The organism is Aquimarina discodermiae (assembly GCF_040786235.1).
Lineage (GTDB): Bacteria > Bacteroidota > Bacteroidia > Flavobacteriales > Flavobacteriaceae > Aquimarina.
The window spans coordinates 130,254-142,514 of record NZ_JBFMKP010000013.1; the positions used below are offsets into that span (position 1 = coordinate 130,254).

Below are 12,261 nucleotides of genomic sequence, written 5' to 3' on the forward strand. Positions count from 1 at the left end.
AATGCTACCACTAAAATCTAATATAATCTCTCCTTTCAAATTTTTGAATTCGTATCAAAAAGATGACGAGGACAGCTATTTTGGAAGAAAAAAAGAAACACTTAAGGTTTTTGAGCTATATAATGATTCTTCGTTGGTGATATTACATGGTCCCTCTGGATCTGGAAAAACGAGTCTTATTTATTGTGGTTTATTAAATAAAATTCATCTGGCAGATAATTCTATTATAAGCATTAGAAGAAATAATGACCTAATAGCTTCTATCAAAAAAATGTTGTTTACTACCATTAAAGACTCTAAAGACCAAGTTGATCAGTCGCATTTATTAGACGAGTTTTTAATCTCCCACAACAGCCTTAAACGAACTTCTAAAGGAATTGAGACGATAGATGAGCTTATCATCCAGGTAGAGGATAAAATAACAAAATTAAAAAGGAGACAACAAAAAGAACTTACTCCTGATAACACTTCCCAAAACAATACTACCAGTCCCATTACTGATGATTTTTCTCCTGCCATAAAAAAGAATCAGGAAGTTTTAAAGCAGTATATAGACGAAAGAAATGGGTTATTAGAAAAGCTCACCAAAAAAAATGATGAGGTCAAGCAAGTATCTAGACAAATAAGTAAATATTTTAAACTAAAAAACACTCATTTATCACACATCCCTCTAATTATTTTTGACCAGTTCGAGGAACTTTTTGTTTATGGAACAAAAAAAGAAATTAAAACATTCGGGCTTTTCCTAAAACTTATTTTTGATTACAAAATACCCTTTAATATCATTATCTCACTACGTGAAGAATATTTTGGATATTTAGATCAATTGCAGTACTATATTCCCCATATTTTTTATAAAAAAATACGGCTTGCCCACCCAGATGAAGATACTATAAAAGAAATCATAAAGAAGTCTTTTGAGGTATTTAATATTAATCAATATGAAGATCATCTTTTGGTCGAAAAGAGGAAAGAACTTTCTGTAAAAGAAAAAAACAGGAGAATTGAACTTATCATTGATCAAATAAAAATACACGAAGAAACTGTAACCAGCTATCATCTTCCTTTTCTTCAGGTTTATCTGGATCGTCTATACAAAATGGATTACTATAAAACCTATGGTAACGAAGTTCCTGAAGCTATTTCAAAAAAATACGGCATACACCCTCCCCTAGAATTTAAAGAAGATGAAATACGAGAATTTGGAACTATCGAAAGTGTTTTAGAAGATTATATTAGAGAAGTTAGTACCACAATTCTTAAAAACACCAAAAACAAGCTTAATAATCAAACCAAACATAAAGACAGTGTCATAAAATTCTTAAGACACTTCAAAACGAGTAATGATCTTAAAAAAAGGATTCCTATTCAAAAAAAAGATACATCTACTTATGTAATTGCAAATCAAAAAATACTTAATAAAATTCAAACCGATATATGGGGCCATATAGATGAAGAAGCTTATAATGCTACCATTTCGGAAATCATAAATAAATTATCATTAAAAGGTATTCTAAATATTAGTTCTGATTATGCAGAATTAAGCCATGATATTATTGCAAAGGTTATTAGTAATATTAGGATAGAAGAAGACTTTAAATCTTTGATAAAAAAAGACTTTAATGCATCTTTTGACATTTTTTTGGATACCAAAAGAAAAGAGGATTTGCTTACCTATCCTCAGATCATGAAAATACGGCAGTATAAAGATTTTATTGTTCATGATGATGTAATTGATATTCAAAATCGTAAGCAGCGATATTTAGACGACAGTATTATAGAAGTCGAAAAAGAAAAGATTGAAAAAGAAAAGCAAAATATAAAACTAAGAAAGTATTTTAATTACTCGAGAGTGATTTCTGTACTACTTTTAATCGCCATGATTGCCTTAGCTTTTTATTTTAAAGAGGTAGAGAAAGAACGAGAAGTTAAGGAAATATCGGGCGATATTTATAAAGATATCGGCAAGGTTCTTTATAATTATGAAATTGATAAAACGGTTTCATATAATACGATACTGGCTTCAGAAAAAAAGCATTCAAATCTTATCGCAAAACATAAAAAGTCCAATATTCATATTAATTCAAATATGATTTTTGACCTTCAGAACCATTTTAAACAGAACCTATATAGAGACTATATAAAAGCTCCGTTTTACCTAAATAGTATTCCTATAAAAGAAGGTACAATTGTTACTACCAAAACACGTAGATTATTTGACAATGACTCTGTAATCTATGTATTTGCATTAACACAGTCCAACATTTTAATTACGCAGTCTCTGGTTTACAAAAAGAAGAATGACCCAGGCCAGATCATTTTCAAAAAGAAAAATATTTTGGCTTTTGAGCCCTTTAAAGCACGAAACAATAAGCTAAACACGTTGATTGCACAAAAAAGTAAGGAACATATCTCATTAAAATTATTAGATCAAGACGGAACATCTCTCGTTTTGGATGAGCAAGGAAATCACGAAATTACTATTAAAGGAAATAAATTAATAGAAATTGAATTTATTGAACACGATGATACATTTCTTATTGTTGTAGATAATAAAATACTACGACTTAATTTAAATAAGTTAAGGATTACACCGGCGATACAAACACTACATACCTTATCAGGTCCAATACGTAAAATCAAAGCATTTGGAGACCAAGGAGAATATCTTGTTTTATACGGAGATAAAAAATTACTTCATGCCAATAAACAAAGAATTAGAACAAGTATTTTAAACAAAAAAATACAAGATGATGATCCTAAGCAACAAATCGCTGACAAAAGATTACATGATAAAATTATTATGAATAGAAAGTTGCTTAAAAGAGCCAACAAGTCTTTTTTTAAGGAACAAATATCTGTAGACGAAGATATTTTAAAAGGAAAATTACCCGAAGACGATTATATCTATTCTTTCAAAATATTAGACAATAAAAAAATACTATTAGGATTAAAAAGAAGTATCAAAAGATTTGACCTTACCAGTAAAATGGTAGATCATCATATTTTTACTCATGATGAAAGAATAAGTGCAATCGATGTTTCTAGTGAAGGAGATATTCTAGTAGGAAGCAATGATAAGACAGCGTTTTTATTAAACCCTGATCATTCATATGTGAAAAAATTTACGGGCCACCTTGGGGAAATTCAAAATGTTTCTTTTGTTAAAAATGATGAGAACTATATTGTAACCAGCGATAAAGATCATACTATAAAAATATGGAATATTAGTCCTATAGAAAAAAAATCATATTCTCTAGAAGGTTTTATAAATAAAATAAAATTTAAGGATACAAATGAGATTCATATTGTTTACAAGAAAGGTAATCTAACTAGTGTTAAAAAAATAAATTCGGATTTTGAAGAATTGCCCAATAATCAACCAGAAATTACCTATACTAATTATAACAATGCAGCTTCTCTAAAATATGATTTTATAGAAAATCGAAATATAAAGATTACAAAACTTAATGAAATGAAGTACATTGTTAATCCAGACAGTATTATAAATATTAAATACAATAGCAATAAAGATATTTTATCATTTATCACCGACGATAATAATATTTATATGTATAATGATAAAAATACTCCTTTGGATACCCTATCCGAACACACAGATAAGGTTCGGGATATTGATTTTTCTGTAGATGGATCGTATATGGTTTCGGGTAGTCTGGACAATAAAGTTATTATCTGGAAAATTGATAATGATAAAAAGTTTAGCCCAATACAAGTACTTTCTCATACAGGGGATATAGAAGATGTAGAGTTTTATCAAGATAACTTAATTCTTTCTGCGAGTAGTGATCAAACAGTACAGATTTATCAAAAACAAAATGATAATACTTTTAAAAACATGTATAGTATTATACTACATTATCACCCAGTCACCACCGCTACATTTTCTTTGGATGGTCATTACATCATCTCTGGAGATACCAACGGAAACATCAAAAAATGGAAATTTAGAAGTTTTGAAAAAGAGATAGCAAAAAGAACCATCAATTTTGATACTGTCCCAAATGATTAAATGTAATTGATTTAATAGTATCAAAGTAAGCGTTCGGCAAACTGCATCTTGTATGATTTTGATTTAGGTTCTAGTTTTACGGTATGCAAAAAGAAACTAGCAAAAGAAAGAAGGAGATGTACTCCATATTAAAGAACTGGCGAGAGAGTTCTTTGAGTTTAAAAGAATATGGTAAAAAACATGATATTAATTACGGTATTATGAAATACTGGAATAGGCAATATAGAGTTGATTTTCCAGAACCTAAGAAAATAGTTTCAAAAAAAGAATCTGTCTTCATTCCTTTAGAAGTCTCTAACCCCATAAAAGATACAGTTGTTTCCAGAACAGTAACTGTTCCTATTGAGGTTCATTATCCTAATGGAGTTTTTCTACAATGTCCCTCTGATATTTACAGAAAGGAACTGAAAACCCTAATCACTCTTTTCTGATGTTTGGACTTACGACAACTCACAGGTTTCATCTGTACAGTAAACCAGCAGATATGCGAAAAGGATTTAATGATCTTTGTGGATTGATACAAAATAACCTGTCTACCTCTCCTACCCAATGGTTCTGTATATATTTTCATCAATAAAACCCGTGATAAGGTAAAGTTACTTCATTGGAGTGGTAGTAGTTTTATTATGTATTACAAACGATTGGAGTCTGGCACTTTTGAGATCCCTTATTATGATCAGCAAGTAGAAAGTATTTCTTTAAGCTACTCCCAATTAGTTTTACTTATTGATGGAGTTTCTATTACTGATATTAGCAGAAGAAAACGTTATAAACCAGTATTTGAAAATGTTTGATTTTATTGTACATATCCGAGGGTTTAGGTATTTTTACAATGTGAAAATTACATTGAATAATTCTTTGACTAACGATCCATTTTTGCTTCAGGAAGCATATGATACCCTGGTAAAAGAGCATCAAAAATTACAATTTGACTATCAATACTTGCAACAACAATTATCTGAACTAAAACGAATGGTTTTTGGTAGTAAAAGTGAACGGTTTGTTGCTTCTGATACTGGACAATTAGATTTATTCGTTGAACCATTAGAAATTTCTGGTACTAGAACTTAATCCATAGAGGTTACCTACAAAAGAGAAAAGAAAACAACAGAGAAGCACCAACCTATTCGAAGCTCAATCCCATCTCACTTACCTCGAATAGAGGAGATTATAGAGCCTAATGAGGTGTTGCCTAATTCCAAAAAGATTGGAGAAGAAGTAACAGAAATACTGGAATATCATCCTTCCAGTATTTTTGTTAGAAGAATTGTTCGCCCCAAGTACATATCGCTGGAAGATAATAGGATAGTAATTGGATATCTTCCATCACTTCCAATTCCAAAAGGCAATGCAGGAGCTGGATTACTAGCTCATATTATGGTTAGTAAATTTGTTCACCATTTACCTTTTTACAGACAGCAACAGATATTCAAAAGTCAACATCTTGATATTAGTCGAGGAACACTATCTAATTGGTTTAATTCAACTACTAAGTTATTGGAACCTCTATATGACACTTTGCAAAAAGAACTTTTACAAAGTAATTACCTTCAGATAGATGAATCCCCTATTGGGGTTCAGGATACTTCTAAAAAAGGAAAGCTTCATATGGGCTATCATTGGGTATACCATGCTCCATTAGAGAGATTGGTTCTATTTAGGTATGCACCTAGTAGGTCAAAAAATGTTCCCGAAGAATTATTACAAGAGTATAATGGGACTATTCAAACCGATGGATATTCTGGATATGTAAACTTAAAAACAAAAGGAAACATTTCTTTATTGGCATGTATGGCATATGCTAGAAGATATTTTGAAAAAGCACTGAATGGGGATGCATTCAGAGCCAGTTATGTATTGGAACAAATTCAAAAGCTATATGCTATAGAGCGAAAAGCAAGGAGTCGTAAAAGTTCGGCTGAACAAAGAAAACGTTACCGCAAATTATATGCAGCTCCAATTTTGGATAGCTTAGAAAAATGGCTTAAAGCACAAATTCTTGAAGTGCTGCTTAAAAGTGCTATTGGAAAGGCTATTGGATATGCATTAAAATTATGGAATAAATTGAAAAGATATATCACTGATGGTCATTATGAAATTGATAATAACCTGGTAGAAAACACTATTAGACCATTGGCTTTAGGTAGAAAGAATTACCTTTTTTCAGGTTCTCATAGAGCTGCTCAAAAAGCTGCAATCCTGTATTCTTTGTTTGCCAGTTGTAAAATGAACAATATAGATCCCTATAGTTGGCTTAAAGAGGTATTAGAGAATATACAAGAATACAAAGCAAATCGGTTGTATGAATTATTACCTAACTACTGGAAGATACCTGAAGTCAATTTTGGTAATTAACTGTTCATATAATCTTGCCAGGTTACCAAGAGATATTTTTCTTTTTGATTTTCTTTTAAATCCAGATATCCATATTCATAACAGAACAGATATACTTGTCCCTTTTTGTTTTTCCAATAATGTGTAAAATAAGATGGATCAAAACCTTCTGAAATCAGTTTTTCTTTGCGTATGGTGGACATTCCTGATTTGTTGTAGGCTTTTAAAAGTTTTCGATTGGTCTTCAATTTTTTATCGATAGTATAATATAAGGCTTCTTCTGATTTACGTTTTTGATATTGATGTGCAGACTTACAATGGATAGTACAATATTTCTTATCAGATCTTCCTTTAATTTCTGCTTTGCAATGAGGGCAAGTATTCATTGTTTTTTTATTTAAATGAATAGTAATCGAACTCTATTCGAATACTATTCGACTAAAATACTGTTATTATGTATAGATATCACATATTTGTATGATGAAACTCAATAAACATATTACCTTAAAACATTTGTTGATCCATAATCAAAAGATGATCGGAATACAATTCTACCCTGACAAGGTAATACAAGCATTGATTAAGGAATTGCCAAACCCAAGGTGGAGTAATGAGTTTTCTATGGTATATATTGTAAATAGTAGAGAAAACCTGAATCAAATTTTCGAGAAGTTTAAAGGGGTAGCCTGGGTAAATGTAAACTCTTTTTTTAAAGAAAAGCCAATGCGTGACAACGGGCCTGTAGATATCAACTGGTACCGCAACCGTGACAAAATAACTTCTTACAAGTATGTTCCCGAGGAATACCTGAGAAAATTAGAACTCAAACGATATGCTTTAAATACCTGTAAAACCTATATAATACAATTTGAAAAATTCATTAATCACTATTGTGATAAGGATATTGTTACCTTGTCAGAACAGGAAATCCGAAGCTATTTACAGCATCTCATTAGTCAAAACAAATCCAATAGCTATCTCAATCAAGCCATCAATAGTATTAAATTCTATTATGAAGTGGTGATGGGAATGCCTAACCGATTTTATAGTATTGAAAGGCCTAGAAAACAGCAACAACTCCCTAAAGTAGTATCAAAAGAAGAAATTATAACTATGCTGGAACATACTAATAATATAAAACATCGTTGCATTATAGGTTTATTGTATTCAGCGGGTTTACGTCGAAGTGAACTATTAAACCTGCGTTTAACTGATATTGACAGTAAACGAATGTTAGTTTTTATTAGAAATGCAAAGAATAATAAAGATCGATATTCGCTGCTATCTCAAACTATACTTAAAGACCTAAGAATCTATTATAAACAATGGAAACCTAAAGAGTATCTATTTGAAGGAACGTTAGGTGATAGATACTCGGCAGAAAGTGTGGCAAAAATTGTTAGAAGAGCTAGCGCCAGGTCCGGTATATTACGAAAAATAACTCCACAAATGTTAAGGCACTCATTTGCTACTCATCTTTTAGAAGATGGAACAGATATTAGATATATTCAAACTTTATTAGGGCATAATAGTACAAAAACAACCGAAATTTACACACAAGTTGCCCTAAAAAATTTTAAATCAATTAGAAATCCACTAGATTTGGGAAAAATATAATGGAAATATGTGTACCAGTACACATATTCAATTGTTAGGGGGCATACTCTAGCTCTGAAAAACAAAACGCAATCTGAACTTTCAACGGAATTTTGGACAGTCTATTTTTGCAATGTTCTGTGACCGATCCGAAGTAAAAAAGCGATGAAAAAACCACGAAAACGGAGTGTTTCGGAGCAAAACGGATAAGAAAATCGCTTTTTTAGGATAAATCACGAAAAGTTAACGGAATTAAAGCTAGTGATTTTCTGGTTTGGCAAATAACTGATCCAAAGGCAGCAAAGTGATCGCTGTAGGAAAACAATTATTGAGGAATCGTGGCGCAAACAGATATCACTTTACTGCGGTATATTTGCAAGATTCTGGCTTGTAAAAGTGGTACGCCCCATAACAAGCTGTATGAAATCAGGGCAATTATGATTTTTCGAAAGGTAGTTTTGTGTTTGCGGTGGCGCTAATTTTTAATAGGTTTGTAAAAAAGAAATCAAAAACAAGCGCGGCTGGATCAATTGATCAAGGCTATTTTGCAAGCCCCGATTCATACAGGCAGCGTTAGCAAATATTAAAGAAAATAAAAATGAAAATCGGACTAACATTATTAACAATACTTACATCATTACTCACATTTGGACAAACTACAGAATTTGTGATTCTTGGGGGTATACAAGATAGCAACCCAAATATCAACAATACATTGTTTGATGCGATTTATCTACCAAATAATCTAAATGGTCTTGGAACTATAACAATTAAAGGAAATCTTACAATAAAAGGAAACTTCACCATTCCGGAAGGTATAGAGCTTAATTTTTTCAAAGGAAATAAATTAATAATAGAAAGCGGAGTAGAATTAACAATAAATGGAAGTATTAATGCTGGTGTTTATCAAATATTTGATGGAGATGGCACTATAACAGGTTTTCCGAAAATTACAGAAACATATCCTGAATGGTTTGGAGCTAAAGTAAATGATGAAATTGATGACACTATTGCAATTCAAAAGGCAATTAATTTTTCGAACACGCCTATTAAGTTGGCAGAAGGAACTTACATTACCAAAACCACTTTGAAGAAAGAACGCACAATAGAAAACGATGAAGGAGTTAAAATTATTGGCATAGGAATATCATCTACGATAATCAAAGTATTACACGAAGGTAATTTTATTGAAATAAAAGGGTTTAACGGATTAAATTCTGAGACAACAAGCGGAAAACAACATAGACCAATTCAAGGGAATTTATTAAAAAATTTCACTGTTGATGGCAGAAGAGTTGCAAAAAACGGAGTCTATTTCTATGCTTCAAGGTATAATGATTTGAGCAACATTAAAATAAGAAATTTTAAAGAAAATGGTATTGTTTTTGACGGTAACCCTGATATAAATCCAGATTTAACTGCATCAATTTTTACTAAGATTGAACATAGTCAAATAGAATATAACAAAGTTGGTATTTTTAATTTGATTAACAACAATTCTCCTATTTTATATTTATCAAATAGTTTCATAGTAGATAATTTTAGAGCTGGGGTTATATGGAATTCATCCTATTTTCATTCATCAGAATCTTCTATTTCATTTAATGGAACGTCAATTAGAGATAATCCAAATATTAATAATACAGATGATTTTCCTTTGGGAGGTTTTTACAATGCTGTTCAAAATAATTATGGTGACAACAAATTCTTTGGAGTATATGTGTCAAAAGGAATCGTATTAGAGACAACTGAATTTGATGGAAATTATCCTTCTTCTATTACATTAAAATCATCTAATGGTGCTTTAATTGCAAACAATAGCATTCAAATGACGGATCAATATTATGAAAATTTTGATTTTTCAAATAAAGGTTTGATAGCAATAGGAGGAGAAAATTTAAACATCAATAATAAAACTGAATATCAACGCTCAAGGAATACCGTCATAGAAAATAATAGAATATCTTATAAAAAATCAAAAGATCAATCTATTATACAAAATAATGCCTGTATAATTAAACTGACAAAATGGGCATTATATACAAAAATTATGAACAATTGCTTTACCGATCATACAGCATATCCTTCAAATGTTAAGAATTCATCTGGATTAGGTATTGATTACAAATATATTAAAGAATTCAGCCGAGCGGATGAAAATTGGTATAATGATGAGGATAGTTATCTTAAGCTCTTTGATAATGAATGTATATCTTCTGATATAGAAAAAGATAACAATGGTAATGATTTTAAGAGGATTGATATTGCTAGTGATTTATATTTATCCAAGTTTAATAAGATTAATTCTCGTGATTTTGGAAAAAGATTCAAAAATGGCGATTTCGTAACAATAGATGTACCAACAATTAAACAAAAAAATGGTGTAGAAGTTAAGGGGGGAAGTTTTGTGATATCATCAAATGATCCTAATTCTGTTTCAGGGTTATTCTTTTACAGAGCTGATAATAATCCACAAATTTTAGCTGCATATTCTTCACCTAGACTATCTTTTAGAACACTTGACAGTTCCACTGCCGACGTTCCAGGAAACTTAAATATAATTATTTCTAATAATGGTCAAATTCATATGAAAAGTTTATTACCTAATGATATTTTTATTAATATTACTTTTATAGAACGAATAGGTATGTATGACAACTAAAAAACATTTGCTAACACGAATGTATGAAGTCATAATGCCCTAACGGGACATTCCGCCTCATACATCAATCGTTACCACACATCATAAATATTGAAAGCTAAACAAACGTATCTTAAAGGAAAGTCAGTTTTCACTGTATCTCTGATAGTAATTGGAATTACAATTCTGACGGTTTATATTACTGGAATAAACTATAATAGGAGTTTCACTTCTAATTTATACATTTCATTATCGATTATAGCTACTGCCCTATTTTTATTTATGACATATGGACTTTATAAAGGAATCGGATTAAAAGATAACTTCCCTAAATTCAAAAACTTTAAAACCGGGGATATAATATCTCAATCTGGAACTTTGCCTGACTTACCAAGTATTGACGTTGGAGATGGAATCGGAGGGTTAATCATTTCTGTGATTCTATGGATTGGAATGACCATCCTTTTTGCTATCCTTTTAATTCTATTAGAAGCAGTTTTTTGGCTTTCAATTTTTATAATACTCGCAATGATGTACTGGATTTTTTTCAGAGCATTAAAATTTGTATTTAGCAAATCATCAGACACCAAAGGAGATATTGGAATTTCAACAATTTACGCTCTAACATATACTACTTTATATATTGGATGGATCTTTGGAATCGTTTATCTAACTCAGGTATTAAAATGATATGTTATAGAATTAAAACTTAACCAATTCTTGCAAAGGTACTTCTAAGGCTTTTGATATTTCTAAAAGTGTATATACGGTAGGATTGACTTTACCATTCTCTAATTTTTCCAAAGCTTGTCTATCTTTGTTACAAGCTCTAGCCAAATCAGATTGATTCCATCCTTTTTGAGTCCGTAACTCAATAATTTTCTTTCCTATATTCCTTTTTAACTCATCCTTAGTCACAAAACAAATGTCAATTAATCGTACGACATTGTTGTCATATTAAAGTTTGACAAATTGAAATATTTTGTTAAGTTTGTCATATAATTACACGACAAACTATATAGAACTCAAAACCAAAGAAAATGTCTAAGAAAAATGAACAGTTAATCATCGATTTGATACAACAAGATCTTAAACATTGTCAATTAATATATGGTTTAGAACAATTGGGATTACCTGCATCTAGTATGTATCATTTAAATATCCTAGAGGTCATATATCAACTTATGCACATTTCTAGCGAGAAAAAGAACGACTATCTCGCAGAAACCTATGCTGCATTTATGAGTATGGCCACAGATTATAAAATAACGCCAAGCGGAGAATCATTAAAACCGTTGGCAAAGGATTGCTATTATCGACTAAAATATCTCATAGAACTTTAATAGTTTCTTCATTTGATTAAAAATAAACGTGTGGTAACAACAAGTATGTGATCATAGCAGATAAGCAATGAATCAAAAGGTTCTTGTATATTTGCTATGGCGCAAAGATTTTATGAAGTAAAAAAATATAAAATATGCGCAGATTTGTCGATGGCAAGGTAACATTTTCCGTGCTACGACACATACTTAAAACGTTGTAACCAATTCGAATGAATATTTATAAACTTGACATAAATAAACTCATAAAAACTCAAAAAACTAAATCTGAAATAATAGATTCTCTTAAAAAGTTTGACGGTAAAAAAATGGAAATA

Annotated in this window: 11 protein-coding genes; 9 read left to right on the plus strand and 2 right to left on the minus strand. The window is 30.6% G+C overall.

Annotated features, from left to right (window positions below):
• Nucleotide 1 precedes the first annotated feature (1 nt).
• From ABW636_RS10210 to tnpC, 5 genes are all read left to right on the plus strand, one after another.
• On the plus strand, nucleotides 2-4,033 hold the full coding sequence (locus ABW636_RS10210; protein ID WP_367589876.1) for an nSTAND1 domain-containing NTPase: 4,032 nt from the start codon (nucleotides 2-4) through the stop codon (nucleotides 4,031-4,033).
• 116 nt (nucleotides 4,034-4,149) lie between these two features.
• Nucleotides 4,150-4,464, plus strand: coding sequence for an IS66 family insertion sequence element accessory protein TnpA (gene tnpA, locus ABW636_RS10215; RefSeq protein WP_367589877.1), 315 nt, complete (start codon nucleotides 4,150-4,152; stop codon nucleotides 4,462-4,464).
• Nucleotides 4,465-4,557: 93 nt separating this feature from the next.
• Entirely contained in the window at nucleotides 4,558-4,827 is a 270-nt protein-coding gene (gene tnpB, locus ABW636_RS10220) for an IS66 family insertion sequence element accessory protein TnpB (protein ID WP_367589887.1), read from the plus strand.
• Nucleotides 4,820-5,104 (plus strand): IS66 family transposase, encoded by a 285-nt coding sequence (locus ABW636_RS10225; protein ID WP_367589878.1) that lies wholly within the window; start codon nucleotides 4,820-4,822, stop codon nucleotides 5,102-5,104. The genes tnpB and ABW636_RS10225 overlap by 8 nt, the downstream gene beginning before the upstream one ends.
• Before the next feature lie 54 nt (nucleotides 5,105-5,158).
• Nucleotides 5,159-6,388, plus strand: a complete 1,230-nt coding sequence (tnpC, locus tag ABW636_RS10230; RefSeq protein WP_367589888.1) for an IS66 family transposase — start codon at nucleotides 5,159-5,161, stop codon at nucleotides 6,386-6,388.
• Here the strand turns inward: tnpC and ABW636_RS10235 are convergent.
• On the minus strand, nucleotides 6,385-6,753 hold the full coding sequence (locus ABW636_RS10235; RefSeq protein WP_367589879.1) for a hypothetical protein: 369 nt from the start codon (nucleotides 6,751-6,753) through the stop codon (nucleotides 6,385-6,387). The two genes, tnpC and ABW636_RS10235, sit on opposite strands and share 4 nt — an antisense overlap.
• Nucleotides 6,754-6,847: 94 nt before the next feature.
• On the opposite strand from ABW636_RS10235, the gene ABW636_RS10240 reads away from it, so the two are divergent.
• From ABW636_RS10240 to ABW636_RS10250, 3 genes are all read left to right on the plus strand, one after another.
• Nucleotides 6,848-7,984 (plus strand): tyrosine-type recombinase/integrase, encoded by a 1,137-nt coding sequence (locus ABW636_RS10240; protein WP_367589889.1) that lies wholly within the window; start codon nucleotides 6,848-6,850, stop codon nucleotides 7,982-7,984.
• 577 nt (nucleotides 7,985-8,561) lie between these two features.
• The gene (locus tag ABW636_RS10245; RefSeq protein ID WP_367589881.1) at nucleotides 8,562-10,625 is read left to right on the plus strand and encodes a hypothetical protein; all 2,064 of its coding nucleotides are present in this window, start codon (nucleotides 8,562-8,564) and stop codon (nucleotides 10,623-10,625) included.
• A gap of 90 nt (nucleotides 10,626-10,715) precedes the next feature.
• Nucleotides 10,716-11,294, plus strand: a complete 579-nt coding sequence (locus ABW636_RS10250) for a hypothetical protein (protein WP_367589883.1) — start codon at nucleotides 10,716-10,718, stop codon at nucleotides 11,292-11,294.
• A gap of 12 nt (nucleotides 11,295-11,306) precedes the next feature.
• Here ABW636_RS10250 and ABW636_RS10255 read toward each other — a convergent pair whose 3' ends face one another.
• Nucleotides 11,307-11,522, minus strand: a complete 216-nt coding sequence (locus tag ABW636_RS10255) for a helix-turn-helix domain-containing protein (protein ID WP_367589884.1) — start codon at nucleotides 11,520-11,522, stop codon at nucleotides 11,307-11,309.
• A 122-nt stretch (nucleotides 11,523-11,644) separates the two neighbouring features.
• On the opposite strand from ABW636_RS10255, the gene ABW636_RS10260 reads away from it, so the two are divergent.
• On the plus strand, nucleotides 11,645-11,947 hold the full coding sequence (locus ABW636_RS10260) for a hypothetical protein (RefSeq protein WP_367589885.1): 303 nt from the start codon (nucleotides 11,645-11,647) through the stop codon (nucleotides 11,945-11,947).
• The last annotated feature ends 314 nt before the right edge of the window (nucleotides 11,948-12,261 follow it).